The organism is Pseudomonas sp. B3(2017), from assembly GCF_002113595.1.
Lineage (GTDB): Bacteria > Pseudomonadota > Gammaproteobacteria > Pseudomonadales > Pseudomonadaceae > Aquipseudomonas > Aquipseudomonas ekonensis.
Map to the genome: position 1 here is coordinate 12615 of NZ_NEIU01000029.1, position 26430 is coordinate 39044.

General features: G+C 66.4%; 22 protein-coding genes. 5 read left to right on the forward strand and 17 right to left on the reverse strand.

Annotated features, from left to right (window positions below; all coding sequences use genetic code 11):
• Positions 1 to 38: 38 nt before the first annotated feature.
• From CAG33_RS26690 to CAG33_RS26765, 16 genes are all read right to left on the reverse strand, one after another.
• Positions 39 to 830, reverse strand: coding sequence for a ChbG/HpnK family deacetylase (locus CAG33_RS26690; protein ID WP_085633997.1), 792 nt, complete (start codon positions 828 to 830; stop codon positions 39 to 41).
• Positions 802 to 1986, reverse strand: coding sequence for a GNAT family N-acetyltransferase (locus CAG33_RS26695; protein ID WP_085633998.1), 1185 nt, complete (start codon positions 1984 to 1986; stop codon positions 802 to 804). Before CAG33_RS26695 ends, CAG33_RS26690 begins: the two co-directional genes overlap by 29 nt.
• A gap of 4 nt (positions 1987 to 1990) precedes the next feature.
• The gene (locus CAG33_RS26700; protein ID WP_085586739.1) at positions 1991 to 2680 is read right to left on the reverse strand and encodes a GNAT family N-acetyltransferase; all 690 of its coding nucleotides are present in this window, start codon (positions 2678 to 2680) and stop codon (positions 1991 to 1993) included.
• Positions 2681 to 2748: 68 nt separating this feature from the next.
• Positions 2749 to 4668: a hypothetical protein gene (locus tag CAG33_RS26705; RefSeq protein WP_085641146.1), complete on the reverse strand. Its 1920-nt coding sequence runs from the start codon at positions 4666 to 4668 to the stop codon at positions 2749 to 2751.
• On the reverse strand, positions 4665 to 5969 hold the full coding sequence (locus tag CAG33_RS26710; RefSeq protein WP_085586763.1) for a lipopolysaccharide biosynthesis protein: 1305 nt from the start codon (positions 5967 to 5969) through the stop codon (positions 4665 to 4667). Before CAG33_RS26710 ends, CAG33_RS26705 begins: the two co-directional genes overlap by 4 nt.
• Positions 5966 to 6967, reverse strand: a complete 1002-nt coding sequence (locus CAG33_RS26715) for a polysaccharide deacetylase family protein (protein ID WP_085586741.1) — start codon at positions 6965 to 6967, stop codon at positions 5966 to 5968. The genes CAG33_RS26710 and CAG33_RS26715 overlap by 4 nt, the downstream gene beginning before the upstream one ends.
• 16 nt (positions 6968 to 6983) lie before the next feature.
• Entirely contained in the window at positions 6984 to 8120 is a 1137-nt protein-coding gene (locus CAG33_RS26720; RefSeq protein ID WP_085641148.1) for a glycosyltransferase, read from the reverse strand.
• Entirely contained in the window at positions 8113 to 9081 is a 969-nt protein-coding gene (locus tag CAG33_RS26725) for a glycosyltransferase family 2 protein (RefSeq protein ID WP_085641151.1), read from the reverse strand. Before CAG33_RS26725 ends, CAG33_RS26720 begins: the two co-directional genes overlap by 8 nt.
• Positions 9078 to 10448, reverse strand: coding sequence for an O-antigen ligase (locus tag CAG33_RS26730; protein WP_085586744.1), 1371 nt, complete (start codon positions 10446 to 10448; stop codon positions 9078 to 9080). The genes CAG33_RS26725 and CAG33_RS26730 overlap by 4 nt, the downstream gene beginning before the upstream one ends.
• Entirely contained in the window at positions 10445 to 11539 is a 1095-nt protein-coding gene (locus CAG33_RS26735) for a glycosyltransferase family 4 protein (protein WP_085586745.1), read from the reverse strand. Before CAG33_RS26735 ends, CAG33_RS26730 begins: the two co-directional genes overlap by 4 nt.
• The gene (locus tag CAG33_RS26740) at positions 11536 to 13128 is read right to left on the reverse strand and encodes a Wzz/FepE/Etk N-terminal domain-containing protein (protein ID WP_085586746.1); all 1593 of its coding nucleotides are present in this window, start codon (positions 13126 to 13128) and stop codon (positions 11536 to 11538) included. Before CAG33_RS26740 ends, CAG33_RS26735 begins: the two co-directional genes overlap by 4 nt.
• A 17-nt stretch (positions 13129 to 13145) precedes the next feature.
• A complete protein-coding gene (locus CAG33_RS26745) occupies positions 13146 to 14168 on the reverse strand; it encodes a polysaccharide biosynthesis/export family protein (RefSeq protein ID WP_085586747.1) in 1023 nt (340 codons plus the stop codon).
• Between the two features lie 21 nt (positions 14169 to 14189).
• Positions 14190 to 14837 carry a CpsD/CapB family tyrosine-protein kinase gene (locus CAG33_RS26750; RefSeq protein WP_085586748.1) on the reverse strand — a complete coding sequence of 216 codons (648 nt, stop codon included), beginning with the start codon at positions 14835 to 14837 and terminating at the stop codon, positions 14190 to 14192.
• The gene (locus tag CAG33_RS26755; RefSeq protein WP_085586749.1) at positions 14837 to 15583 is read right to left on the reverse strand and encodes a sugar transferase; all 747 of its coding nucleotides are present in this window, start codon (positions 15581 to 15583) and stop codon (positions 14837 to 14839) included. The genes CAG33_RS26750 and CAG33_RS26755 overlap by 1 nt, the downstream gene beginning before the upstream one ends.
• A gap of 18 nt (positions 15584 to 15601) precedes the next feature.
• Positions 15602 to 16639 carry an NAD-dependent epimerase gene (locus tag CAG33_RS26760; protein WP_085641153.1) on the reverse strand — a complete coding sequence of 346 codons (1038 nt, stop codon included), beginning with the start codon at positions 16637 to 16639 and terminating at the stop codon, positions 15602 to 15604.
• Entirely contained in the window at positions 16636 to 17988 is a 1353-nt protein-coding gene (locus CAG33_RS26765) for a UDP-glucose/GDP-mannose dehydrogenase family protein (RefSeq protein ID WP_085586751.1), read from the reverse strand. Before CAG33_RS26765 ends, CAG33_RS26760 begins: the two co-directional genes overlap by 4 nt.
• A gap of 389 nt (positions 17989 to 18377) precedes the next feature.
• Between CAG33_RS26765 and CAG33_RS26770 the strand changes: the two genes are divergently transcribed.
• The 5 genes from CAG33_RS26770 (at position 18378) to CAG33_RS26790 (ending at position 25176) form a co-directional block, all read left to right on the forward strand.
• Positions 18378 to 20075: a sulfatase-like hydrolase/transferase gene (locus tag CAG33_RS26770; RefSeq protein WP_085641155.1), complete on the forward strand. Its 1698-nt coding sequence runs from the start codon at positions 18378 to 18380 to the stop codon at positions 20073 to 20075.
• A gap of 185 nt (positions 20076 to 20260) precedes the next feature.
• A complete protein-coding gene (locus CAG33_RS26775; protein WP_085641157.1) occupies positions 20261 to 20914 on the forward strand; it encodes an ABC transporter ATP-binding protein in 654 nt (217 codons plus the stop codon).
• A complete protein-coding gene (locus CAG33_RS26780; RefSeq protein WP_085641159.1) occupies positions 20911 to 23382 on the forward strand; it encodes an FtsX-like permease family protein in 2472 nt (823 codons plus the stop codon). The genes CAG33_RS26775 and CAG33_RS26780 overlap by 4 nt, the downstream gene beginning before the upstream one ends.
• Complete coding sequence (locus CAG33_RS26785) at positions 23372 to 24442, forward strand: lipocalin-like domain-containing protein (protein ID WP_085641161.1); 1071 nt, start codon at positions 23372 to 23374, stop codon at positions 24440 to 24442. Before CAG33_RS26780 ends, CAG33_RS26785 begins: the two co-directional genes overlap by 11 nt.
• A 149-nt stretch (positions 24443 to 24591) precedes the next feature.
• A complete protein-coding gene (locus CAG33_RS26790) occupies positions 24592 to 25176 on the forward strand; it encodes a hypothetical protein (RefSeq protein ID WP_085641163.1) in 585 nt (194 codons plus the stop codon).
• Between the two features lie 329 nt (positions 25177 to 25505).
• Here the strand turns inward: CAG33_RS26790 and CAG33_RS26795 are convergent, their stop codons facing one another.
• On the reverse strand, positions 25506 to 26327 hold the full coding sequence (locus CAG33_RS26795; RefSeq protein ID WP_085641179.1) for a glycosyltransferase: 822 nt from the start codon (positions 26325 to 26327) through the stop codon (positions 25506 to 25508).
• Positions 26328 to 26430: the final 103 nt, after the last annotated feature.

Below are 26430 nucleotides of genomic sequence, written 5' to 3' on the forward strand. Positions count from 1 at the left end.
CGAAGTGCCATCTTCGAATGTATTGCAAGGTATGTAAGTCATTCAGGCACAGCGGTGCCGCGCAGCAGTTCCTTGTTCAGGTCGGCGTAGGAAATCCGTGGAACCCCCGTCAGACGTCGCTCTAGAACGCGGCTCAGGGACTCGCCCGGTTGCAGGTAGGCGTCGCCGAAGTCGCCGGTCAACTGCGTCGGGTGGGCGACGATCTCCAGCACGCCGTCGGTCGGCGCGGGCGCCTCGCGCAGATCCACCGGGGTGCAGACGTAGTCCGCCGTGGCGCCGGCCAGGTTTTGCAGGCGACGGTTGAGCAGGCCCTTGAACAGGCGCTTGGGCAGGTTGAGGTTCTGCCCCAGGTTGCGCGCCAGGCGCACCGGCACGCCTTGGCGGGCAGCGAAGCGGGCGACGATCTCGCCGATCGGCCAGATGTTGTGCACGTGCTGGTGGGAGTCCAGATGGCTGGGACGCAGGCCGTGATCGACGCAGCGCTGCCATTGCGCCTGCAATTCCTGCTGCACCGCCTCGCGGTCCTCACGGCCCAGCCACAGGCTGTGGCGCGGCAGGTTGAGGTCGAACACGCCGTGGCTGTCGCAGAAGGTGCGGCGGGCCAGGATGGCCTGGCTCAGGGGCCGTCCGTAGGTCAGGTTGAAGTGCAGGCCGACCCTGCCTTCGAGCAACGGATGGCGGGCCAGGGCGCAGGCCGCCTCGAAGGCCGGCATGTTGGCCATGGCGGTGGCGGAGCTGATGACCCCGGCCTTGAAGGCGCCGAAGATCACCGAGTTTTCGTTCGGGCTGAGGCCGAAATCGTCAGCGTTGACTATGACTTGGCGTGGCATGTTCGCCCTCCGTGGTCGTTGGGGTGGTGTGCGGCGCAGGCTTGGCGTCAGGCGTCGCCCGCTGCGCCCGCCATCGCTGCAGCGCCGGCTTGAGCCGCTGCCAGAGCCGCAGCGCCAGGCCCAGCAGCAGGCCACTGGGGCGCCAGGAGTAGAAGCTCCAGCGCCAATGCTCCAGTTGCCCGGTCATGCGTTCGTGCAGTTGGTGGCTGGAGTTCTCCAGGCTCACCCGTGAAGCGTCGATCCAGTGCCAGTGCTCGTCCAGTCCCCAGCGGATCCATTCCTCCAGCAGCACCCGGCCGCTGCCGAGGTCCGCGTGCTGCGGCAGGAAAGCGAGGTTGTAGTCATAGAGCCGGCCCTGTTCGAGCAGGCCCAGGCGGTAGCTGAGGCAGCGCCCGTCCAGTTCCAGCGTCACCACCCGCACCCGGCCTTGGGCGGCGAGGGCGGTGAAGGCGCTGTGCATCCAGCGGCGGCTGCGCTCGGTGGCGAAGATGCCGACGCCTTCGTCGCCTTTCCAGCTCACCGCTTCGACTTCGCCGATGGCCTGCAGCAGCGGGCCCATGCTGTCGGCGTCGGGCACGATGCGCCGCACCACCGCGCCGCAGGCGGCGATCCGTTTGCGCGCCCGGCGCAGCTTGTAGCGCGGATCGCCGGAGACTTCCTGGCGGTCAGCGTCGCTGATCAGGTGCACCGGCACCCGGCAGCTCAGCCGCCGCTCGCCGGTAGAGCTGACGGCCATCCAGTGGGTGAGGGCGCTCGGCTCGCCCACCGGCTCCGTGAGTTCGTTGAGTTGCAGCAGCGCGTGGGGCATCCGCCGGCGGATCAGCGCCAGCGCCCGGCGCATGCCGGCGGCGTCCAGTTGCGAAAGCAGCGCGAGGCGGTCGGCCAGCGGATGCCCCAGGTGATGCACGACCCGGAAGGGCCAGCCGCCGAACCGTTCGCGCCCGGCCACCAGGGGCAGGCACAGGCGCAATTCGTCCGCTTCCCAGCCCAGCAGAATGTGCAGGCGTTCGTCCTCGCCCAGCGCCTGTTCGGCCGCGCACAGCCAAGCCAGGCTGTTGAACGGCGTGTGGTCCGTCACCCGCAGGCGCAGCGCTTCGTATTGCGCGGCCGGGAAGTCGGGTGCGCACAGCGAGGTGCGCCATTCGAATTGCGCCATAGGGTCAGGTCGCCGGTGCGGTGACAGGTGGACGGGAAGGCTTGCGCAGCGCATCCAGGCGCGAGCCGCTGTAGCGGGTTTCGCGGTAGAAGCGCCAGCGGCCGAACAGGCCGTAGACGTTCATGATCCGGCCCTGCTCGGTGTAGCCCATGCGCAGGTGCAGCTTGAGCGCCGGGATGTTGTGGAACTCGCAGACGTCCACCACTTTGTCGCAGCCCTGGGCGGCCATGGCTTTCCACAGCTCCAGCTGCAGATCCACCGACAGTTCGGTGCCCCAGTAGGCGCGGGTCAGTTCGCCGCCGAACTCGAAGAACTCGCCGGGTTTGACCGGGAATTCGCAGCCGTAGTAATGGCGGTCGTAGTAGTTGTGCGCGCAGCCCCAGATGAACGCCACGGCATCGCCCTGGTCGTCCAGGTGCATGTGCCCGGTGTGGCCTTCGGCGGCCAGTTCCGCCATGGTGCCGACACGGTCGCCGAAGTAGCGGGCGAAGGCACCGGTGTTGGTCGGGGTGATCTTCACCACCCGCAGCGCAGGGTAGGGCTTGAGGCTGTGGGGCGGCACCGGGCTGACCAGGTCGCGCTCCATCCACAGCAGTTCCCAGTGGAAGAACACGTAGCGCTTCCACAGGGTCTTGAAGGTGGCCTTGAGGCCTTTCTGGTGGATCCGCTCGCTGAGTTTTTTCAGGGCATTCATGGTGTTCACTCCTGATGACGGTGCAGGGCGTGGCCGAAGGCCTGCGCGGCAGAACATCACAAGGGCGGTCATGAGGCGCTCCAGCGCAGGGCGAACAGGGTCTGTCCCGGCAGGTCGAAGCGCACGCGGCCGTCCTGGCAGCGAAAGGGTGCGTCGCGGCTGCGGTTGTCGGCGCCGAAGTAGCGCAGGGCGCCGTTGTTCAGCGGGCACTTGGCGCCGCCCAGGTCCACCCGTTGCAGGCGCGTGCCTTTGTTCACGCCCAGCAGCGAGCGTTGGTCGTCGCCGGCCATCGCCAGCGCATCGACCTCGAAGGCGTCGTTGTCCAGCCACAGCACCTGGTGCAGCCAGTGCTGGCGGATGAACTGCTGGGCCAGGCCCACCGGCTTGAGTTCGAAACGGTCATCGCCCAGCACCCGGATCATGCCTTTGGGGTACTGCGGCTCGTCGGCGGCCTGGAACCAGTTGAGCATCGTCAGCAGGCCGTCCTGGGAGGCGTTGATCACCACCGACGCCCACCACAGCGAAGCGTAGTGGGTGTCCTGGTCGTAGGGGCTCAGGCTGGAGCCGCTGGACAGGTTGGTCTGATCCAGCAGCAGCGCCTTGCGCGGCGCGCCGTGGGCGTCCAGCCCCACCAGTTGCGCGGCCCGCTGCACGCTGTCGCGGTAGGTGCGGGTGGCGAGCAGGTCGCGGACCATCCATTCGTGCCAGGCCAGGGCATCGACCTGGGCGGCGGATTCGTCCAGCAGACGGCGCGCCCAGTCGAGGCCGCGCTTGTCCGCCGCGTGGTCGGCGAACGGTCCGTTGACCAGCCTCGCGCTGGCCGGCATCGCGATGCGCACGCCGGCTGCGGCGTTGGCCGGGTCGCTGCGCACCTGGCGGGCCATGCTGGCGAAGATCGCCCGGTACTGCTCGTAGCTGGCGTAGTTGAGGTTCGGCTCGTCGGCAAAACCGATGTAGTGGGTGCCCTTGCCCCCCAGCGCACGGGTGCCGGCGAGCCAGGCGTCGAGGCCGCCGTTGCTTTGCGTGTCGGCGCGCAGGTCGGCCTGGCGTTGGCTGCCGGCGAGCAGGGTGATGTCTTGGCGGATGCCGAAGCGTTCCTGATAGGCCTGGCGGAACGCGTCTTCGAAATGCGGGTTCTTCGTCGTCACGTCGACGAAGCTGTAATAACTGGCCGCCGCCGGCTTCAGCGCATCGAGCACGGCATGGCTGGCGGGCGGCGGCAGCACGTAGGGCAGGGCGACGCCCAGGTCCGGCGTGCGGCCCAGGACTTTGTCGTGCAGGGTGAGGCGGGTCTGGCCGTCGTCTTCGCGCAGCGGCTTGAGCTGCTCGGGCGCCTGCGCGAACAGGTTGGCCGTGCCGTCGAGCCAGAACGCCGCCTTGCCGCTGCCTTGCAGGCGCAGGCGCCAGACCTGTTCGCGCTCGCTGACCGGCAGGCTCACCTGGTCGAACTGCCAATAGGCCGGGTAGGGCACCAGTTTCAGTGTGAGGGCCTGCCCGTCGCCGACCCGCTGCGCCTGCAGGGCGTCGACGCCGCCGTGGAACTTGCCCGCCAGCACCGCGCGTTCGCCCGGCGCGACCTTGAAGTACAGGGTGTCGCCGTCCCGGGTCTCGGCGCAGAAATGCACCTTGGCCGGGGCGAACAGCGCAACGGTGCGCTCGTCGTGCTCGACCCGGTAATTGCGGAAACTGTAGCCGGGGATCTCCAACCGGTAACTGGCCGCGCCCGGCGCCAGGGGCCAGCTCTGGCTGCCGCGGGTTTCGCTGGCGGCGATCAGCCGCTCGCCTTGCAGCTTGCCCTGGCCGTCGAGCAGGTACAGGTGCTCTTCGTTGGCGTCGGCCTGCCAGGCCGGCGCCCAGCGCACGGTCAGCGTGTCCGGGCGGTCCGCCTGCAGGTACAGGCTGCCGTCGCGGATGTCGCCCCAGCGCATCGCCGCCGCGAAGGCGTCCAGCGACAGGCCGAGGCCGAGCAGCAGGGCCAGGCTTCTCATGCGGTTTTCCTGTGCAGCATCAGCCACATCGGCGCGACGTCGCTGGGCAGGATGATCAGGGTCTTCCAGAACGGCACGCCGCTCAGCCGGCAGTACAGCACCAGCATCGCCACCGTCACCGCCAGGTAGGCGATGGACGAGGCCGCCGCCGCGCCGACGATGCCGTAGGCGGGGATCAGCAGCAGGTTCAGCGCCAGGTTGAGCAACGCGCCCAGGCCCATCAGCAGCGACACCGTGCCGGGGCGGTTCTTGCCCAGCAGGTCCAGGCGCAGGATGCTCGCGTAGCACAGCCCCAGCAGGCCCGGCAACAGCGCCAAGAGGGCCGGGTAGGCCGGCTGGTAGGCGGCGCCGAACAGGGTGACGATCAGCCACTGGCCGATCAGCGCCATTGTCAGGCAGGCGCCGAGCATCACCGTGGCGGTCAGGCGCAGGGCCAGCGGGGTGAGCCGATCCATGCCTTCGTCCTGCTGCAGCAGGCGTTTCATCAGCGGCGTGGTCACCGCTTCCGGGACGATCAGCAGCAGTTCGGCGGCGGCGCTGGCCATGGCGTAATGGCCCAGCGCGGCGCTGCCGAGCAGGGCGCCGATGAACAGGTAGTCCGAGCGCAGGATCACCTGCTGGAACAACAGGTCCGGATGGCTGCGGGCGCTGTAGCGCAGCAGTTCGTTCTGGCTGGCGCGGTCCCATTGCAGGCGCACGGGCTGCGCGCGACCAAGCCACACCCAGCCGGCCAGCACCACCAGGCTTATGCCGGTCAGCCAACTGATCAGCGCCGCTTCCAGCGCCGATTCCTTCCACATCCAGAACAGCGCCAGGAACAGCAGCAGCGGCGCCAGCGATTCCACCAGGCGCAAGGCGTTGAACGCCACCACGCCGCCGGAGGCGTTGTGCAGGGTCAGCAGGCCGCTCTTGAGCACCGTCAGCGGCACCGCCAGCAGCAACAGCCAAGCCAGCAGGCCCAACTGCACCGTCACGTCCAGATCAGCGCCGAATTCGCGCACCAGCGCCACCACCAGCAAGGTCAGCAGCCCCGCCAGCAGGCAACCGAACACCAGCACCTGACTGAGCAAAAGGCCCATCGGCCGCTGTTTGGCCGCTTGATAGCCCACCGCCGAATTGAGCCCGCCGCTGGTGGCCGCGCTGATCAGGTCCGGCAGGGTACTGAGCAGTGCGAACAGCCCGCGCTCGCTGGGGCCCAGGATCCGCGCCAGCAGCACGTTGCGCAAAAGGCGCAGGCCGATCATCGCCAGTTTGGTGCCCATGCTCAGGGCCAGGTGGCGCAGGTAGTTGCCTCGGCTCATGGCCGCGCCCCACGGAAGATCCGCCACGACAGCAGCTCAGGATTGCGCGCGGTGCGCTGGCTGACGCCGAAGCGCGGCAGGTTCAGCGGATCGCCCGTGCCGCGGTAGATGCCGGTGCCGGTGCCCAGGGCAAACGGGAAGTCGTGGTTGGCGATGTGTTCGCGCACCCGCGCATCGTTGTCGCCGTTGGGGTAGCAGTACACCGGCAACGGCCGGTTGCAGCCGTTGTGCAGGGCGGTGCGGCTGCGGCTGATCTCTTCGTTCAGGCGCACGTCGTCCAGGCCGGTGAGGATGGCGTGGCTGGCGCCGTGGGGGCCGAAGCGCACCAGCCCGGACGCCTCCATCGCGCGCACCTGGTGCCAGTCCAGCGCCTGGGGCAGCGCCTCTTGCGGGCACTCGTCGGTCAGGCGTTCGAGGATGGCCGGGTCGAGGGTCTTGAGGTCTTGCAGGTAATGCAGCAACGACAGGCTGCGCCGGTTCACGTCGATGTCGTCCACCAGCACCGGCAGCGGATGGCCGATGGCATGCAGGCATTCGATCAGGTGCTGGCGCGGCTTCTCGCCGTGACTGCCCCACAGGGTTTCGCCGACGCTTTCCCACCAGAAGCGCTGGCGGCTGCCGATGAAGTCGGTGGACAGGAACACGCTGGCCGGCACCTGGTGCTTCTGCAAAAGCGCGAAGGCGTTGACCGCGTTGTCGCGCCAGCCGTCGTCGAAGGTCAGCGCCACTTGCGGGCGCTCGGTGCGCAGCGCGTTGGGCTGCAGGATCTCCATCAGCGGCACGCAATCGAAATGGCGCCGAAGCCACACCAACAGGTGCTCGAACGCCTTGGGCCCCACGCACAGTTCGTTGCGGTGCGGCAGGTCGGCGGCGCGGTCGTTGGCCAGCACCCGGTGGAGCATCAGGATCACCCCGGCGCCGTGCAGTTGGTTTCGTCCCACGGACGAATTGAGGTACAGCCAGCCACTGGTGCGTTTTATCAGTTGTTTGATCGCCATGGCTGTGCCCTCTCTCTTATCGGTTTTGTTCAGGGTTCCACTGGGCGTAGCGTTGGCCGCGCAAGAACTGCCACAGGCCGATGCTCATGCCTGCCAGGGTCACCAGCAGGAACGCCGCGAGGCGGAACGGTTTGGGGAGGCGGTGTTGCGAATCCAGCAGGCCGGCGACGGCGGCGGCATAGCCGAGCAGCTGCGCCAGCAGGCTCAGGCGATAGAAACCGTGGTCGTCCCACAGCCAGAAATTGCTCAGCAGCAACGGCAGCAGCAGGACCGGCGCCAGGCGGCGGATCAGCTTGTGGCTGATCAGGGCCAGCGCGTACAGGCCGTGCTTGAGCGGGTTGAGCAGCTCGCGGCGCTGGGCCAGGCTCTGCAGGCCGCCGACGGTGACGCGCTGGCGGCGGCGGAACTGTTTGTCCGCATCGTCCACGCCGTGGTCGATCACCTGGGCCTCGGGCACGTAGACGATGCGCTTGAACTTCGCCGGTGCGCAGGTGCTGAGGAAGAAGTCGTCGTTGACCTCCGCCGGCACGTTCTCAAACAGCTCGCGGCGCAGGGCCAGCAGCGCGCCGTCGGCCGAGACCATGCAGCCGGTGCGGTTCTCGACCCGGCGCAGCCAGCCTTCGTAATGCCGGTAGAGGCTGTCGCCGACGCTCAGGCCGCCGCCGGTGACCGGAATCACCATGTGCCCCGCGCAGGCGCCGACCTGCGGGTCGTTCAGCGGCGCGAGCAGGTGGCCGAGGGTGTCGAGCGACCATTGGTTGTCGGCGTCGGTGAACACCAGGATGTCGCCGTTGCTCTGCGCCACGCCGGCGTTGAGGGTGGCGGCCTTGCCCTGGCGCGGCAGGTCGAGCACGGTGATGCGCGGGTCGTCGACCGTACGGGCGCGGGCCACGGTGTCGTCGGTGGAGCCGTCGCTGGCCAGGATGATCTGCAGCGTGGCCGGCCGGTAGTCCTGGGCCAGCAGGGTGCGCAGCTTGTGCTCGATGTGCCGCGCCTCGTTGTGGGCGGCGATCACCACGCTGACGTTCAGCGGCGGCGCCGGGGTGTGGCGCCAGGCCGGGAACAGCGGCGCGAGCAGGGTCAGCAGCAGCGGATAGCCGAGGTAGGCGTACACCGGCAGCAGCAGGCAGGTCCAGAAAATGAATTCAGCCACGGGCAGGCCTCCTGGCGGTCCAATGACACAGACTGAGAATGAACGCGGCCCCGGCCAGGTGCAGGCGCACCCAGTGCAGCCCCCACAGTTGCAGGGTCAGGCCGATGTGGCGGTGGCGGCTGCTCTGGCGCACGCTGAGCGCCAGCGCCGGCAGGGTGGTCAGCATCACCATGATCGCCGCGTGATGGGGAAAGCCGTTGAGCAGGGCGGACACCGCCAACAGATCCAGCAGCCACGCGACCAGCGACAGCAACGGGAAGCGCAGCAGGCGCAGGCTCATGCCGTGGGTGCGCAGCAATTGCAGGTGGCTGCCCTGGCGCCACATTTCCTTGCCCATCCACTCGCGCCAGTTCATTTCGTAGCCCCAGTGCAGGGCCACGCTTTCGTTGACCGACAGCAGCCGCGCACCTTGTTCGTTCAGGCGCAGGGTGAATTCCTTGTCTTCGCCGGTGCGCAGGTTCTCGTCGAACCCGCCGACCTTGTCGAACCAGCGCCGGCGCATCAGCAGGTTGGCGCTGGGCAGCCAGTCCACGGCATGGGCGATGTGGGTCTGCGGACGCAGGGTGCGGCGCTGCCAGGCCACGGCGTACCACGGCGCGGCGGCGGGCGTGTGCAGGTCCAGCCCGAACACGTCGGCGGTGCCCACGGCTTCGGTGGCGAACAGCGGGCCGAGCCAGTCTTCGGGCATTTCGATGTCGGCGTCGATGAACGCCAGCCATTCGCCGGTGGCGCGGGCGGTGCCGCGGTTGCGCAGGGCGCCGATCATCAGCCCCGGCAGCACCAGCACCTGGGCGCCGAACCGCCGGGCGATCTGCGGGCCGTCATCGGTGGAGCCATTGTCGACCACGATCAGCTCGCACTCGACGCCGGCCGCCTGCGCGGCCTTCTGTGCCGCCAGCAGCGTGCGGCCGATGTGCCGCGCCTCGTTGAACATGGGAATGACGATGCTGATCCGGGTCATGGGCGGGCCTCCCTCGGCGGCGCCTGTTCGGCTTTCAGGCGCAGGACGCTGGCGAGCGCCAGCATGATCCACACGTACTTCTGGTTCGGTGCGCTGAGGAACATCAGGAACAGGGTCAGCGACAGGAAACTCATCCCCAGGTGGGTCATCAGGTCAGCCTGCTCCCAGTCGCGCCGCTGCATCCACGCGCGCCGCGCGCGGATCAGGTTGTACAGGCCCTGGGCGAGCATGCCGACGAACAGCAGGCCCGCCGGGATCCCCAGTTCACTGAAGATCTCAAGGTAAGTGTTGTGCGCACGGCGGTAGAGGTCGCCGATCTTGCGGTTGGCGGAAAACGCCTTGGCGTAGCCGGTGGTGGCGTAGTGCAGCGGGAACGTGCCGGGGCCGGAGCCGAGCAATGGGTTCTCGCGGATCATCTGGCCGCCGACCACGATGTACGAGGCGCGCCGGCCCAGGGATTCGTCGTCGTGGCCGCGGGCCCCGGCGCTGAGCACGCTCAAGGACTGGATGCGCGCCAGGTAGCCGGCGGGCATCGCGTAGATCGCCAGCGGAATCACGATGGCCGCGCCGAGCATGGCGAAGCCCAGGTGACGCGGGCGGATGCGCGACAGCTGCGCACGGTAATGCCAGCAACCGATCACCAGACTCAGGGCCAGCACCACCAGCCCGGAACGGGATTCGGTCTTGGTCATGCCGCCCAGCAACAGCAGGCAGCAGCCGCCCCAGAACAGCCGGTGCAGCAGGTTCGGGCTGCGGATCACCAGCAGCAGGCCCAAGGGCACGGCGAACGCGATCAGCAGGGCGAAAGCGTTGGGGTCTTCGAGCAGGCCGGCGGCGCGGCCCTGGTCCTGGAACTTCGTGGAGAACATCGCCATGGCGCACGTGGCGCTGACGCTCAGGGTCACCAGTCGGGCGAACAGGTCCAGGTTCAGCTCGCGGCCGATCAGCAGGGTGATGACGAACAGGATCAGGCCGACGCTCAGCTCGCGCAGGTGCCCCAGGGACATGCCCATGTCGTCGGTGTCGAGCAGGCTCAGCAGGTACAGGGCCATGAAGCCGATCAGGAACCGCCAGACATTGCTGCGCAGACGCTCGGACGGCAGCTGGTGCAGCGCCAGTTGCAGCATCAGGATCAGCGCCAGGGACGCGCCGAGCAGCTTGCTGCCCGACAGCGAACTGTCCTTGAAGAAACCCTCGAACGGCACCAGCGCGGCGATGCCGAGCAGGCCCCAGGCCGGCTTGCGGTACAGCACCGCCACGCCCACCAGGCCGAGCACCGCGCCCGGCGCCAAGTACGGATAAGGGCTGGCCAGCAGGGCGACGCAGACCAGGCCGAGCAGACTGACGATCGAGAGCGGGACAATCATGCGCGTGCCTCCCGTGCCGTGCGGATGTACAGCTGCGACCAGCGTTCGGCCAGGGCCTTGAGGTCGTAGCGGTCCTGTTGCGTGCGCCGTGCGTTGTCGCGCAGCTGCCGGGCCAGCACCGGGTCGGTCAGCAGGCTGTCGAGCTGGCGGGCGAGGGCGGCGGTGTCGGTGGGGGCCGCCATCAGGCCGTTGTGCCGGTGCTCCAGCACATCGGGGATCCCGCCGACGCCGAACGCCACCACCGGCACGCCGCTCTGCATCGCCTCCAGCAGGATCATCGGCGTGCCTTCGGTGCGTGAGCTGATTACCAGCGCGTCGAGCAGCCGCCACCAGCGGCGCATGTCGGTCTGATAGCCCGGCAGACGGATGCGCTGGTGCAGGCCGGCGGCGTCGATCCGCGCTTGCAGCGCCTCACGTTCCGGGCCTTCGCCGAGCATCACCGCGTCGAGCTGCGGGTGGTGCAGGCACAGCGGGATCAGCGCGTCGAGGAACAGGTCCGGGCCTTTCTCGCTGCTCAACCGACCCACGTAGCCGGCGAGCTGGCGCTGGCGGCCGGCCCGTGCCTTGCCGGCGGCCTCTGCCGCCGGCAGGCCGTTGGGGATCACCTGCAGCTTCTCGGCGCGCACGCTGGCCTGACGGTGCAGGGCCGCGATGCTTTCGGCCACGCACACCACCCGGTTCACCGAGGCGGTGCGGCACAGTTGCAGGCTCAGCCAGGTGTAGAACTTCTGCTTGCGGCTGCGCGGGGTGAAGCCGTGCTGGGTGATCACCAGCGGCAGGCGCAGCAGGGTCGCGGCGAGCCAGCCGAACAGCAGCCCCTTGAAGTTGTGGGTGTTGATCAGCGGGTATTCGCCGCGCCGCTGGCGCAGGTGCCGCAGCAGGGCGGTGAAACCCGCGCAGCCCTGCGCATCGACCCCGGCCTGGCGAAAGCGCGTGATCAGCTCCGGCGGCGCGTCGAGGAACATCACCTGATGCCGACCCGGCGTGGCCACGCAGTGGTCGAGCAGCATCCGCTCGGCGCCGTAGAACCCGCCGCTGCTGAGCAAGTGAATGATCGGCAGGGCGGTGTTGGCTGAGGACGGCGCGTTCAATTGCGCACCCAATGCAGGAAGCTCGGCACGGTCCAGTTCTTGTGCGGGTTGCCCGGCAGCGCGTTCTGGTCGTTGATCACCAGCAGCACCGGCACGCCCAGTTCGTGGCTGATCTGTGCAGGGTGCTTGAAGCGGTGGTCGAAGAACTCACGCACATAGACCAGGGCGATCGCCAGCAGCAGGCCGGTGAACAGGCCGAACGGAATGATCAGCAGCGGCTTGGGGAAGGCCGGCTCGGTCGGCTCGAACGGCGGGCTGAGCACCCGGGCGTTGGACAGGTCGTCGTTGAGCGAGCGGGTGGTGCTGCTTTCGGCGAAGCGCTGGGCGTAGGTCGAGAACGCAGCGTGCAGCGCGTCGATCTCGGTGTCCATCTGGCGCAGCTTGCTCTGGGTCTGCTGCAACTGGCGGATGCGTTCCTTGAACTGGGCGATGCGCTCGGTCTTCTGATTGATGACCTGAGTGACCACCGCCAGGTCGTTGGTGCGCTCCTGGATGCGGTTGCTGACGATCTTGAGGAACTGCGCGCGGGTGCGGGCGATCTGCTCGCGGGTCAGCAGCATCGGTTCGCTGCCGGGGCGGAACACCGCCAGGTCGTTCATGTAGCGGCTGACCTGGGTGGTCAGTTGCTCGCCCAGCTGTTTGATCTCGCGATCCTCGAACGCCACGTTGTCCACAGTGGTGGTGAAGGTGTAGGGGAACGAGTAGTCATCCAGCTTGTTGCTGCTGGCGGCGGCCAGGGCGGTCTTGAGGTATTCGAGCCAGCGCTGGCTTTGCAGCAGGCGGTCCTGGTAGAGGTTCAGCGCTTGCTCTTCGGTGTTGATCGCGTTGAGGCGGAAGGTGATTTCCTCCTTCGGGTCCGACGAGCCGACGCTTTCCAGCAACGCCTGGCGGGTGCCTTCGAGGCCGTCCAGGCGCACCTGGTACAGGTGCTTCTTGGACTCGTAGAACGATTGCGGCAGGTCGATCGACTGCAAGGCCTGACGGCTGACCAGATAGTTCTGCAGCAGGGCGGCGACGAAGGTCGTGCCTTGGTGCGGATCCGGGAAGCTGTAGATGACCGAGATCACGTTGGAGCCGGGCAGGGTCTCGATCTTCAGGCTATCGATGGCTTGCTGGGTGAGCGCGTCGAGCGCGGTGTCGCGCACCGGATCGGTCTCAAGCCCGAGCAGGCCGCGCAGCGGGTTGATCACATGTTCGCGCAGCGGCGAGCTGACGTAGCGCTTGAACGGCTCGCTCACCAGGCGGTTGAACATCCCCGGCGACGGGGTGTACTCGCCCTTGTCCCGCAGTTCGCCGATGGTCTGACGGATCAGCGCCGGGGAGCGCAGGATGTTGCTCTCGGTCTCCATGTCCGCCAGCGACGGCGGAATGAACGTGGCGTTGTCCACGGTCAGCGATGTGGAGGCGTCGCCCTGGGAGAGCTTCTTGGACTGCACGATCACTTGGGCCGTGATGTCGAAACTCTGTTTGAGCACCAGGGGCAGCGCCAGGGCGATCACCGCGAAGATCAGGAAGACACGCTTCACCAGCCGCTTGTTGGCGAAGAAGATCCTGAAGAACTCATGCAGGTAGTTTTCCTTTGGATTCATGGCCGGTCACCCGAGGGTCAGTTGTTGCTGTTTTTGTTGTCGACGCGGTAGCCGAAGCTGAACCCCACGCCCTGGAACAGCACCACGTCGGCCAGTTGCCGGGCGAGTTCGCCGGCGCTGGCCAGTTTGGTCTTGGGCACGTAGAGCATGTCGTCGGGCTGCAGGTAGGCGATCTGCGACGCGTCGCCGGCCAGCGCCTTCTCGACGTCGTAGCGCACGGCCTGCACCTGGTTGCCGTTGCGGCGCATGATCATCACCGAGTCCAGGCGCGCCTTGACGTTGGTGCCGCGGGCCAGGGTCAGGGCCTCAAGCACCGAGACCGGCCGGCGGATCGGGTAGGAACCCGGCTGGCCGACTTCGCCCAGCACGTAGATCTCGTTGCCGGCGGTGGACTTGAGCAGCACGTCCACGGTCATCCGGCCCGGCAGTTGCGCGTACTTCTGGTTGAGGAAGGTCTCCAGTTGGTTGACGGTCATGCCTTGCAGCGGCACGGCGCCGATCTCCGGGAAGCTGGCGTAGCCGTCGGTGCCCACGGTGATCTCGCGGCTCATGCCGGTGGCCGGGTGGTTGAGGGCGCTCTTGAGGTTCTGCTCGTTGGTCAGCGGGCTGATGACCTGCACCGTCAACTGGTTGCGGTTGGGCTGGAACAGCGCCTTGCGGTTGTAGGCGCGCTGGATTTCCTGGCGGGCCTCGTCGCTGGTCAGGCCGGCGATTTTCACCTGGGTGTTGGCGCCCGGCAGTTCGATGGTGCCGTCGGGCAGCACCAGTTGGTTGCCGTTGAGCTGGCTGGCGGCGGTGAAGTTCAGGCCGATCTGGTCACCGGACTGGATGCGGTAGGCGTCCGAGCCGCTGGTGCTGATGTGGAAGATCACGTCCAGCACATCTTGCGGGCGCAGGGTCTGCTCGACCTTGGGCATGTCGGTGGCCTGGGCGTTGGCCGGCGGCGCGGTGAGGATGTTCACCGGCATGGTCAGGGTGTCGGAGGTGCTGGAGCAGCCGGCGAGCGGGAGCAACAGCAGCACAAGCATTTTTGCGTTCATGGCGTCATCCCTCGCAGTGGCTCACAGGTTTTTGTACAGCCATTTGGGCATGTAGTACTTGCGGCGGTTGAACACGCTGCCGACCACTTTCGCCCCGGCCTGGGTCAGCCGCTGCACGGCGGCCTGGGCCACTTCCCAGCGGGTGTCTTCGGCCCGCACCACAAACACCACGCCGTCGGCCTGGGTGCCCAGCACCAGGGTGTCGGCGGCCGAGTACACCGCGTCGCCGTCGATCACCACGAAGCGGTACTGGCTGCCCAACTGATCGAGCAGCGGGCCGAGGCGCTCGGGGGTCAGGCGCTCCATGGTGCGGATCGGCCGGCCGTTGGGCAGGACGTGGAACGGCAGGCTCGACACCTGCACCACGCAGTCCTGCAGCAGCGGCGGGTTCTCTTCGTTGAACAGCAGTTCGCGCAGGCCGCGCTCCTTGCCCAGGTTCAGTTGCTGGGTGAGATTGGTCGCCGACTGGCTGGCGTCCACCAGCAGCACCAGGCCGCTGCTCATCTGCGCCAGTTGGCTGGCCAGCGCCAGGGCGCTGGTGGTGGTGCCCGCACCGGGGTTGGCGGCGGTCAGGAACAGGATCCGCAGATCCAGGTCCAGCACGGTCGAGGTCAGGTTCGACTCGCTGGGGCTGGCAATGCTCAGGCTTTTGTTGGTTGAACCGTCCATTAGCTTGCTCCGTGGCCGCTGAATACTTTGAAGGGGGTTTTCACCAGGATCTTCAGGTCAAGCAAAAGGCTCTGCTCGGCGATGTAGCTCAGATCCATCTCCACACGTTGGTCGAAGTCGACGTCGCTGCGCCCGGAGATCTGCCACAGGCCGGTCATGCCGGGGTAGATGCTCAGGCGCGCCAGGTGGCTGTCCTTGTAGCGGTAGGCGTTGAAGGAGGTCGGACGGGGGCCGACCAGGCGCATGTCGCCGGTCACCACATTGAACAGGTTGGGCAGCTCGTCGAGGCTGCTGCGGCGCAGGAAGCCGCCGATGCCGGTGATGCGCGGATCCTTGTCGATCTTGAAGTCGATGGCGTCGGCGCCGTGCTTGTTCAGGTGGCGCAGCGACTCCTTGAGCTCTTCGGCGTTGGCCACCATGGTGCGGAACTTGTACATGCCGAACTTGCGGCCGCGGTAGCCGGTGCGCTTCTGGACGAACATCACAGGCCCTGGGCTGGTGAGTTTGATGGTCAGGGCCAGGCCCAGCAGCAGCGGGGAAATCAGCAGCAGGATGACCAGGGCGCCGAGGCAGGCGACCACGCGGTTGGTGCGCGACAGCGTCCAGGGCCGTCCGCCCTCGCGGCCGGTGACCCAGCCGCGCCCCTGGCGGTGGATCGCGCTGTCCAGGCGCATTCGCTGTTCCGGATCCATGCGCTTGTCGCGGTAGAGCTGTTGGATCGGCACACCTTTCTCATGTCCAGTCATGGATTCCTCCGCGGATGATCAGCCGCGCGCGGCGCGTGGGCGATAGGCTGTGGGGTAGTACTCGCGGAACCAGGCGATGAAGCGCCCCAGTCCCTCATCCAGCTCTATCCGGGGCTGGAACCCGGTGGCCCGGGCCAGGTCGCTGGCCTCGGCGCAGGTGTTGAGCACGTCGCCCGGTTGCAGGGGCAAGAGCTCGACCACGGCCTTCTGGCCGAGATGCTTCTCCAGCAGCGCCAGGTAGGTCTTGAGCTCCACCGGGTGCTGGCCGCCGATGTTGAACAGGCGCCAGGGCGCCATGCTGCTGGCGGGGTCGGGTTGCTCGCGGTCCCAGGCGCCGTTGGCGTGGGGCGCGCGGTCGATCAGGCGGGCGATGCTCTCGACGATGTCGTCGATGTAGGTGAAGTCGCGCTGGTGCCGGCCGTAGTTGAACAGCTTCAGCGGCAGCCCTTCGCTGATCGCCCGGGCGAACTGGATCGGCGACATGTCCGGCCGGCCCCAGGGACCGTAAACGGTGAAAAAGCGCAGACCGGTGCAGGCGATGCCGAACAGGTGGCTGTAGCTGTGGGCCATCAGTTCGTTGGCCTTCTTGGTGGCGGCGTACAGCGACAGCGGGTGGTTGACGCCGTCCTGCACCGAGTAGGGCGTGTGCTGGTTGGCGCCGTACACCGAGCTGGAGGAGGCGTAGATCAGGTGCTCGACCGGGTGGCGCCGGCAGCTTTCCAGAATGTTCAGGAAACCTTCCAGGTTGCTGTCCAGGTACGCCCGCGGGTTCTCCAGCGAGTAGCGCACCCCGGCCTGCGCAGCGAGGTGCACCACCACCTGCGGCCGTTCGCGGGCGAACAGCGCTTCGATGGCCGGAGCGTCGGCCAGGTCAGTCGTCACCAGGGGAAAATTCCCGGCCTCGTGGCGCACCCAGCGCACGCGGTCGTGCTTGAGCTGCGGGTCGTAGTAGCCGTTGAAGTTGTCCAGGCCGAGCACGTCGTGCCCGTCGCGGATCAGCCGCAGCACGCAGTGGGCACCGATGAAACCGGCCGCGCCGGTGACCAGGACCTTCATGGCTGCAAGCCTTCGGGGGCGATGTGGCGCAGGCCGATGCCGCTGTAGTGCAGGCCGGCCGCCGCCACGTGTTCGGGGTTGTAGAGGTTGCGGCCGTCGACGATGACTTTCGCCCTCAGCTTCTCGGCCAGCAGGTCGAAGTCCACCACGCGGAAGTTTTTCCACTCGGTGCAGATCACCAGGGCATCGGCGTCTTCCAGGGTGTCGTCGCGGGTGGCGCACAGGTGCAGGTCGTCGCGGAAGCCGTAAAGGCGCCGGCACTCGGCCATGGCTTCCGGATCGTAGGCCTGCACGCTGGCGCCTTCGGCCCACAGCGCTTCCATCAGGTAGCGGCTGGGCGCTTCGCGCATGTCGTCGGTGTTGGGCTTGAACGCCAGGCCCCAGATGGCGACGGACTTGCCGGCCAGGCCTTCGGGGAACTGCGCCTTGAGCTTGCTGAACAGGATGTGCCGCTGGCGGTCGTTGACGTCGGTGACGCTGCGCAGCAGTTTGAGCGGCATGCCGTTGTGCTCGGCGGTGTGCAGCAGGGCGCGCAGGTCCTTGGGAAAGCACGAGCCGCCGAAGCCGCAGCCGGGGTAGATGAAGTGGTAGCCGATGCGCGGGTCGGAGCCGATGCCCTTGCGCACCGCTTCGATGTCGGCGCCCAGCCGTTCGGTGAGGTTGGCGAGTTCGTTCATGAAGCTGATGCGGGTGGCGAGCATCGCGTTGGCCGCGTACTTGGTCAGCTCGGCGCTGCGGTTGTCCATGAACATCAGTTTTTCGTGGTTGCGGCAGAACGGTGCGTACAGCTCGCTCATCTGCTCGCGGGCCTGGGCGTCGCGGGTGCCGATGATGATCCGGTCCGGGCGCATGCAGTCGGCCAGGGCGCTGCCTTCCTTGAGGAACTCGGGGTTGGACACCATCCGCACCTTGAGGCTGCCCTTGCCGCGCCGCTGCAGCTCTTCGGCGGCGGTGGCCGCCACCTGATCCGCCGTGCCGACCGGCACCGTGGACTTGATGATCAGCGTGCGGTCGGCCTCCATCACACCGGCGATCTGCCGTGCCACATTGAGCACATGGCTGAGGTCGGCGGAGCCGTCTTCGTCGGCCGGGGTGCCGACGGCGATGAAGATCAGTTCGGCATGTTCCACCGCATCGCTGGCCTGGGTGCTGAACAACAGGCGACCGCCCTTGATGTTCTCTTCCAGGGTCGCCGACAGGCCCGGTTCGCTGATGGGCGGCACCGCCTGTTGAAGTTGTTTAATTTTGTTCGGGTCAATATCGATGCACAAAACTCGATGTCCGACATCGGCCAATGCCGCTGCTTGAATCAGGCCGACATAGCCCGTACCGAATACGCTCACGTCCATATTGGCGTGCCTCGCAAGACGCTGGGGAAGATCGAATTGGAACTGTCAAAAGGGGTATAGCGCAGCGTTGGAAAAGCATGTCAGCAAAATGACATGTTGCACGTGTATAACACCCCCAGTTTTGGGGGCTAAAGGCCATCAAGTACTTGCTGTATCTGGGTTTGTCCCGTCCTTGACATGTTTTTCACATTTCAAAGAAAACGATAAACGGTCGTAGGCCACAAAATTCAAGGCCTGTAACGACTTGGGTGTGTCAGTTTTGAGTCAATGTTTTTTTGACGCTTTGAGCAAAAGTCCGGCACTTCTTGCGCTTTGATGGCCTGCTGCTAGTGTCAGAAATTGACCGACAAACTATTGACCGGTGCCCGCCGATATCCCCCGGAAATGCCATGTTCAGATATTTGAAAGAACTGCTTTTAATTATCTATCTGCTGCTTTATTCCGATTATTACCTGGATCGGTTAAATGCTATCGGGGTCGGTTTTGCGGTAGTTCTTTTTGGCGTTATGTTTTTGGCGCTTACTTTCGCATTACTACTTACGGCCTATATACGTCAGTCTTTCATTCGCCATTTGTTCGCATTGGCGATGTTCATCTCGGCGGTGTTCTTCGATGTGTACATGCGGGTGACCGCCGACTACCTGACCTACAGCGGTTTCGTGTCGCTGGTGTACTCCGGCGGCTTCATCCAGGAAGCGGCGTACCAGTACCGGGATGCGATCGTGCACGGCCTGCTGAACGGCGTGCCGCTGTTGCTCGGCATCGGCCTCAAGCCACGGCGTCCGTTCCCGCTGCCGAATGCGTTGCGGGTGGCGGCGCCGCTGTGCGGGGTGATGCTGCTCAGCGCCGTGCTGTTCGTGCGTGCCGGGGAGGGCGCCCGGGGGCTGCCGGTGATGTACACGCCGTTGGCCTACCTCAACCTGTTCGCCTACGAGGCGCTGCACAACACGGTCGGGCCGCGGGAGCCGGTGTCTTTGGCGCGCAATGGGGCGGCGGTCGGCCACGACATCGTGCTGATCATCGACGAGAGCATTTCCGGCAACTACCTGGACATCAACGCGCCGTTCGGCGTGCACAGCAACCTCAAGGAGGCGCATCCCGGCGTCGCGGTCTTCAACTACGGCTACGCCGCGTCCATCGCCAACTGCAGCGCCGACACCAACGTCACCCTGCGCTACGGCGGCACCCGCGCCGACTACCGGCGGATCAACAGCACCCTGCCGTCGATCTGGCAGTACGCCAAAGGCGCGGGGTTGCGCACGGTGTACATCGACGCCCAGCGCACCGGCGGCAACCTGCAGAACCTGATGGACGGCGCCGAGAAAAAGGACATCGACGAATTCGTCCAGTTCGACCAGACCAGCGTGCGCGACCGCGACATGGCGGCGGCCGCCAAACTGGTCGAACTGCTCAACGACGGCACGCCGCAATTGGTGGTGATCAACAAGGTCGGCGCGCACTTCCCAGTGCACGACAAATACCCCGATGCGTTCATGGCCTACCGTCCGGCGTTGCCGCGGGGCCAGTTCACCGACATCGCCGACACCGGCAAACGCGACGGCTTCAACGGCCAGCCGGACGACTGGGCGCTGTACCGCAACGCCTACAAGAACACCGTGCTGTGGAATGTCGGCGAGTTCTTTTCGCGGGTGTTCGCCCAGGCCGACCTGAACAACGCGGTGCTGATCTACACCTCCGACCACGGCCAGGACCTGCACGAGCGCGGCAACCCCGGCCTCAACACCCATTGCGGCGGCGACCCGGCGGAGGAAGAAGGGTTGGTGCCGCTGGTGGTGATCCAGGGCGAGCGCCTGCAGACCCTGGACTGGCCGGCCCAACTGGCGGCGAACAAGGACCGTTCCAGCCACTACAACATTTTCCCGACGCTGCTGCAGTTGATGGGCTACGACCTGGCGGGCATCGAAGCGGTTTACGGCAAGCCGCTGAGCGTGCCGACAGCGGATGACTTCACCTTCAATTACCGCTTCAACGCGCGGCTGGGGGCCAAGCCCGAGTGGAAGCACATCGATCTGGGCAGCATCGTGACGCCGGGGGAGGCGGGCACCAGCGTGGCGGCGGGGCAGTAGGGCCTTTGGGGCTGTGTCGGCCCTATCGCCAGCAGGCTGGCTCCCACAGGATTCAGTGACGCTCACAAAAGCGGTGGGCAACCGCAACCCTTGTGGGAGCCAGCCTGCTGGCGATGAGGCCGGCCCGGTCGCCGCCGGATGCAGATCCGCTATCCTTGCCCCACACGGATCGCCCGGATGCCGGCATGCTCGAAGTTCAAGACGTCTTCAAAAGTTATCCCACGCCCCAGGGCCTGTTGCCCGTGCTGCAAGGCGTCGACCTGTCGCTCAGGCCCGGCACCAGCCTGGCGCTGATGGGCGAGTCCGGCAGCGGCAAAAGCACGTTGCTGCACCTGATCGCCGGGCTCGACAAGGTCGATCGCGGCCGCATCCGCAGCGGCGGCCACCGGCTCGACGAGATGAACGAGGCACAGCTGGCCCGCTGGCGGCGCACGGAAATCGGCCTGGTGTTTCAGCAGTACAACCTGATCGGCAGCCTGCGGATCGAAGACAACCTGGCGTTCCAGGCGCGGCTGGCCGGGCGGCATGATCCGCGCTGGCAGAACCACCTGGTGCAGCGCCTGGGCCTGGGCGGGCTGCTCCTGCGCTATCCGGAGCAACTGTCCGGCGGCCAACAGCAGCGGGTGGCGTTGGGCCGGGCGCTGGCGGCGCAGCCGACCCTGCTGCTGGCCGACGAGCCCACCGGCAGCCTCGACGAAACCACCAGCGACGAGGTGCTGCGCCTGCTGCTGGAACTGCTCGACGACACCCCCACCACCTTGCTGATGGTCACCCACAGCTCACGCGTGGCGGCCCGGCTGGCCGAACGGGCGGTGCTGTCCAACGGTCGCTTGACGTGACGGTGCTGCGGTACACGCTGGCCGCGCTGCTCAGCCATTGGCGGCGCCACCCGGTGCAGTTCTTCAGTGTGTTGACCGGCCTGTGGCTGGCCACCGGGCTGCTGACCGGCGTCGAAGCGCTCAACAGCCAAGCCCGCGACAGCTACGCCCGCGCCAGCCGACTGATCGGCGGCGAACCCCAGGCCAGCCTTGCCTCGCCGAACGGCGCGCCGTTCCCGCAGCAATGGTTCGTCGACCTGCGCCGCCAGGGCTGGCCGGTGTCGCCGGTGCTGCAGGGCCGTCTGACCCTCAAGGGCCACGACAGCCAGCGCCTGCAACTGATGGGCATCGAGCCGGTGTCGTTGCCGGCGGACAGCGCCGTGGCGGGGCAGGCGATGCCGATCGAGCGCATCGTCGAATTCTTCAGCCCGCCGGGAAGCACCTGGATCGCGCCTGAAACCCTGCACGCGCTGAACCTGCAAGAAGGCGACACGCCCCAGGCCGAGAACGGTCGGGCCTTGCCGCCGCTGCAAGTCCAAGCGGACATGGCCCCCGGCGTGCTGCTGGTGGACATCGGCGTCGCGCAAACCGTCCTCGACCAGCCCGAGCAACTGACGCGCCTGTGGTTGCCCGCCGGTTTCCAGGGCGATCTGCCGGCCGGCTTCAAGGGGCTGCTGCAGCTCAAGGGCAGCGGCGAAGAAAACAACCTGGCGCGGCTCACCGACAGCTTTCACCTGAACCTCGACGCGTTGGGGTTCCTGTCGTTCGTCGTCGGCCTGTTCATCGTGCATGCCGCCATCGGCCTGGCGTTGGAGCAGCGCCGTGGGCTGCTGCGCACCCTGCGAGCCTGCGGGGTCAGCGCGCGGCTGCTGATCGCCGGCCTGGTCATCGAACTGGGCGCGTTGGCGCTGGCGGGCGGGGTGTTGGGCGTGGTCAGCGGCTATTGGCTGGCGAGTGTGCTGCTGCCGGATGTGGCGGCCAGCCTGCGCGGATTGTACGGGGCGGAAGTGGCCGGACAGTTGCGGCTGAGCCCCTGGTGGTGGTTCAGCGGGATCGGCCTGAGCCTGCTTGGCGCGCTGTTGGCCGGGGCCAGCAGCCTGCTGCGGGCGGCGCGCCTGCCGTTGCTGGCGGTGGCCGATCCCCAGGCTTGGCATCAGCAGCATGCGCGCTGGCTGCGGCGTCAGGGCCGGGTGGCGTTCGTGCTGGGGGCGGTGGCGCTCGGCGCATTGCTGTGGGGCGACAGCCTGGCCAGCGGCTTCGTGGTGTTGGCCGGTCTGCTGCTCGGCGCCGCGTTGGCGCTGCCGGTGTTGCTCAGTGCGCTGCTCAACGGTTTGTCCGCGCGCAGCCGTTCGGTGCTGGGCCAATGGTTCGTCGCCGATTGCCGGCAGCAGTTGCCGGCGCTGAGCCTGGCCCTGATGGCCTTGCTGTTGGCCATGGCCGCGAACATCGGCGCCGGCAGCATGACCGCCGGGTTCCGCCAAACGTTCAACGACTGGCTCGAACAGCGCCTGACAGCCGAGCTGTACTTGAGCCCGACCAATCCGGCCCAGTCCCGGGAGCTCTACAGTTGGCTGCGCCAGCGAGCGGAGGTGACGGCAGTGCTGCCCAACTGGCAGGTGGCGGTGACGCTGCAAGGCTGGCCGACGGAGGTGTTCGGCGTGATCGACCATCCGCACTACCGCCAGCATTGGCCGTTGCTGGAGGCCAGGGGCGACGATCCCTGGGCATCGCTGGCGGCGGACGACGCGGTGATGCTCAGCGAGCAGCTGGCCCGCCGCCTCAAGGTGCGCCCGGGGGATCGCCTGACGATCCCGACGTCGGGCGGGCCGTGGTCGCCGAGGGTGGTGGGCATCTATGCCGACTACGGCAACCCCAAGGGCCATGTGCTGGTCAACAGCGCTCACTTGCTGCGCAACTGGCCGCAACTGACGCCGAACCGCTTCAACCTGCGGATCGATCCGGCGAAGATTCCGGCGTTGCTCGACGCCTTGCAGGCGCGGTTCCGGCTCGACGATTCCCGCATCGTCGATCAGGCGCGGCTGAAAGGTTGGTCGGTGCAGGTCTTTGAGCGCACCTTCGCCGCGACGGCGGCGCTCAACAGCTTGACGCTGGCGGTGGCCGGGGTGGCGCTGTTCATCAGCCTGCTGACCCAGAGCCAGAGCCGCCTCGGCCAGCTCGCACCGCTGTGGGCGCTGGGCGTGACGCGGCGCGGGCTGATGCTGCTCAACCTCGGCCAGACCTGGCTGCTGGCGGTGTTGACGCTGCTGGTGGCGTTGCCGCTGGGCATCGGGCTGGCGTGGTGCCTGGACGCGGTGATCAACGTGCAGGCGTTCGGCTGGCGCCTGCCGCTGCGGGTGTTTCCGCTGCAGTTGCTGCAACTGACGGGGCTGGCGCTACTGGCGACGCTCTTGGCATCGGCGTGGCCGTTGTACGCGTTGTACCGCACGCAACCGGCGGACCTGCTGAGGACCTTTGCCCATGAGGATTGAGGTGGCGGTTCTGCTGTTCGTGGTGTCGCTGCTCGCCGGCTGCGGCGAGCCCGCGCCGGAGCAAAAGGGCTTCGCTGGCCTTGGCAACCAGGCGCAGGGGTTCACGCCGGTGGTGCCGGGGCGAGTGTTCAGCTTCCCGGTGGATCATGGCCCCCACGAAGGGTTTCGCATCGAATGGTGGTACGTCACCGCCAACCTCAAGGACGGCCAGGGCAACGAATTCGGCGTGCAATGGACCTTGTTCCGCAGCGCCCTGAACGCCGCTGCGCCGCAGCCGGGTTGGGCCAACCAGACCATCTGGCTCGGCCATGCGGCGGTGACGTCCGCCAACGTCCACCATGCCGCCGAGCGCTACGCCCGCGGCGGCACCGGGCAGGCCGGGGTGCGCCTGGCGCCGTTCGAAGCGTGGATCGACGAGTGGCGTTTCGCCGAGCAAGCGGGGGAGGCGTTGAACGACCTGCAGCTCAGCGCCCAGGACCAATCCTTCAGCTACCGGTTGCACCTCACCACGGATCGTCCGTTGGTGTTGCAGGGCGATCACGGTTATAGCCGCAAGTCTGAGCAAGGCCAGGCGTCGTACTACTACAGCCAGCCGTTCTTCCGGGCCGAAGGCACGCTGCAGATCGACGGCCAGCGCTACACCGTCAGCGGCCCGGCCTGGCTCGACCGCGAATGGAGCAGCCAGCCCCTGACCGCCGACCAGACCGGCTGGGACTGGTTCTCCCTGCACCTGGACAGCGGCGAGCAGGTGATGCTGTACCGCATGCGCCAGAAGGACGGCGCGCCGTACCTCACCGGAACGTGGATCGGCGCCGACGGCCAGCCGCAGACGCTGTCCGCCGCGCAGATCGTCCTGACCCCCAAAGACACGGCGAAGGTCGCCGGCCGGGCGATGCCGGTGCGTTGGACGGTGGCCATACCCGACAAGCGCTTCGACCTCACCCTCGACGCCCTCAACCCCAACGCCTGGATGAACCTGCGCATCCCGTACTGGGAAGGCCCGGTGCGCCTGAGCGGCAGCCACGGCGGGCAGGGTTACCTTGAAATGACCGGGTATTGAGGCTGCGCAGGGGAAAACATCACACAGGCGAGCGCCCCGGAACCTGTGGGAGCCAGCCTGCCGGCGATGGCGTCGGCAGGGACAGCGTCTATGCTCAACCCCACGCCCGACGCCGGGCGCTGCCATCCATCACAGGGAACGTACCGCCTATGAAGCTCCACGCACTCACCCAAGCCATGGCCCTCGCTGCCGTCCTGTCCACCGCCGGCCTGACGGCGCACGCCGCCGATATCCCGCTGTCCGCTACGGTCGAGGCCGATCAGGTCACCACCAAAGTGCTGGCGGTCGATGCGGCCAAGCATCAGGTGGTCCTGGAAGGCGCCGAAGGCCGCGAGGTCCACATCCAGCTCAGCGACAACGCGAAAAACCTTGGCAACCTCAAGGTCGGCGATCAGGTGAACCTCGAAGTCACCCATTCCGTCGCCGCTTATCTGGACACCGATGTGGATAAAGGTCTGCCTGGCGCCACCGAGCGCACCGGCGAACTGCGCAACGCCCCGGGCACCCCCAACCCCGGCGGCGAGGCGTTCCGGCAGGTGCAGGTGGAACTGAAAATCACCAAAATTGATTTGGCGAAAAATCAGGTCACCCTGGAAAACCCGTCCGGCCAGTCGAAAACCCTCAGTGTCGAAAAGCCTGAGATCCGGGCCAAACTTAAAAACCTCAAAGTCGGGCAAAGCGTCGTGGTCACTTACACCGATGTATTAAAAGTGACCACCGAACATGAAAGTTGAGTATTGACTCTACAAGATGACTGTTCTTGTACAAGTAATGGTATGAGAACAGTCATATGAAAATGTTCCAACCGGTGAGTTAGGCAAGTTTTCCGGTAAATATCGACGATTTAACTCCGTTAACTTTTTCGTACATAAAATTCATGTTCAATCAGCACGACATATCCGCCAAATTCCATTAAAATCCTTCCCGTTCGCCCAGTGTCAGGGCTCTTTACCGGTGCAAGGATTGCCAGGCCATTACACTGGGCGAACACCTCGACCGGCATTGACCGTCAGGATTTTGTATACAAAAAAGGGCGACTGAACAGTCGCCCTTTTTATTGGCCTCAACTTTTGGCTGTCCCCAAGCCTTGTCGCAACTCAAACCGACTCAGCGCGCTGTGATACATCCTGGTGCGCCGGTGGCCGTTGCCGTAACGGCCCGAAGCCGCCACCGTGCCGGCCTGGATATGATCCAGATAGCGGAAGACCGTGCGCGGCGACAGAAACTTCACCCCGTATCCCAAACCGACCATGCGGTCTTGCAGGGTATATCCAGGCACCCGGTCATCCATTGAGAAGTGCAGTGCGTTGGCTTTGATCAAACGCGCATTCCACAAGGTGCAGAAACTCTTCAAGTGCGTTTCCCGGTAGGGCTTGGGTTCTCTGGAAGGCAAACCGATGCGTTGTTTGGCCCGGCGTAAGTAATGCTTTAAGTAACGCGACGATAAACGCCACGCATCCCTGAGCGCACCCCGGTCGATCTGCTCGACGCAACCGACTGCCGCCATCTCCGGCAACTTGGTGCACTCGCGCATCATCAACGGGAAGATGGCGGGGTCGTAGACAAAAGTGTCGGTGTGCAACAGGAACAGATAGTCGGTCTGCACTTGCGCCAAGGCGAGATCAAGTGCCTTGCCGTGGGCGATATGGCCTGGCTCAGACGGCACGGCAGGGCGTTCGATCAAGTTGATCCAGTCGAGCGAACGCAAGTAATCGAGGCTTTCGTCCGCGGAGTCGTTATCGACCACCCACACCGGAATCCGATGTTCAACGACGTGCTGGCGCAGAAGCTCCAGGCACATCCGGGTGATGTCCGGGGTCTTGTAGTTCACCAGTACAAGGCTGAAATCCGAATGCTGTCCGGCGGGCAAATCCAACGCGCTCATCATGACGACCCATTTGAAAGGCAATGGCAGGGTGGGCGACGGCCGATTCGTTCATGGGCGCCGCCTTCTGGAGCGCAAGGTAGCGGGGCAACCTTAGTTCAAA

What these genes read in the sequence shown, in the direction of transcription:
- CAG33_RS26690 (WP_085633997.1), bottom strand. Translation starts at nt 830, where the DNA reads ATGCCACGCCAAGTCATAGTCAACGCTGACGATTTCGGCCTCAGCCCG.
- CAG33_RS26695 (WP_085633998.1), bottom strand. Translation starts at nt 1,986, where the DNA reads ATGGCGCAATTCGAATGGCGCACCTCGCTGTGCGCACCCGACTTCCCG.
- CAG33_RS26700 (WP_085586739.1), bottom strand. Translation starts at nt 2,680, where the DNA reads ATGAATGCCCTGAAAAAACTCAGCGAGCGGATCCACCAGAAAGGCCTC.
- CAG33_RS26705 (WP_085641146.1), bottom strand. Translation starts at nt 4,668, where the DNA reads ATGAGAAGCCTGGCCCTGCTGCTCGGCCTCGGCCTGTCGCTGGACGCC.
- CAG33_RS26710 (WP_085586763.1), bottom strand. Translation starts at nt 5,969, where the DNA reads ATGAGCCGAGGCAACTACCTGCGCCACCTGGCCCTGAGCATGGGCACC.
- CAG33_RS26715 (WP_085586741.1), bottom strand. Translation starts at nt 6,967, where the DNA reads ATGGCGATCAAACAACTGATAAAACGCACCAGTGGCTGGCTGTACCTC.
- CAG33_RS26725 (WP_085641151.1), bottom strand. Translation starts at nt 9,081, where the DNA reads ATGACCCGGATCAGCATCGTCATTCCCATGTTCAACGAGGCGCGGCAC.
- CAG33_RS26730 (WP_085586744.1), bottom strand. Translation starts at nt 10,448, where the DNA reads ATGATTGTCCCGCTCTCGATCGTCAGTCTGCTCGGCCTGGTCTGCGTC.
- CAG33_RS26740 (WP_085586746.1), bottom strand. Translation starts at nt 13,128, where the DNA reads ATGAATCCAAAGGAAAACTACCTGCATGAGTTCTTCAGGATCTTCTTC.
- CAG33_RS26745 (WP_085586747.1), bottom strand. Translation starts at nt 14,168, where the DNA reads ATGAACGCAAAAATGCTTGTGCTGCTGTTGCTCCCGCTCGCCGGCTGC.
- CAG33_RS26750 (WP_085586748.1), bottom strand. Translation starts at nt 14,837, where the DNA reads ATGGACGGTTCAACCAACAAAAGCCTGAGCATTGCCAGCCCCAGCGAG.
- CAG33_RS26755 (WP_085586749.1), bottom strand. Translation starts at nt 15,583, where the DNA reads ATGACTGGACATGAGAAAGGTGTGCCGATCCAACAGCTCTACCGCGAC.
- CAG33_RS26760 (WP_085641153.1), bottom strand. Translation starts at nt 16,639, where the DNA reads ATGAAGGTCCTGGTCACCGGCGCGGCCGGTTTCATCGGTGCCCACTGC.
- CAG33_RS26765 (WP_085586751.1), bottom strand. Translation starts at nt 17,988, where the DNA reads ATGGACGTGAGCGTATTCGGTACGGGCTATGTCGGCCTGATTCAAGCA.
- CAG33_RS26770 (WP_085641155.1), top strand. Translation starts at nt 18,378, where the DNA reads ATGTTCAGATATTTGAAAGAACTGCTTTTAATTATCTATCTGCTGCTT.
- CAG33_RS26775 (WP_085641157.1), top strand. Translation starts at nt 20,261, where the DNA reads ATGCTCGAAGTTCAAGACGTCTTCAAAAGTTATCCCACGCCCCAGGGC.
- CAG33_RS26785 (WP_085641161.1), top strand. Translation starts at nt 23,372, where the DNA reads ATGAGGATTGAGGTGGCGGTTCTGCTGTTCGTGGTGTCGCTGCTCGCC.
- CAG33_RS26790 (WP_085641163.1), top strand. Translation starts at nt 24,592, where the DNA reads ATGAAGCTCCACGCACTCACCCAAGCCATGGCCCTCGCTGCCGTCCTG.
- CAG33_RS26795 (WP_085641179.1), bottom strand. Translation starts at nt 26,327, where the DNA reads ATGAGCGCGTTGGATTTGCCCGCCGGACAGCATTCGGATTTCAGCCTT.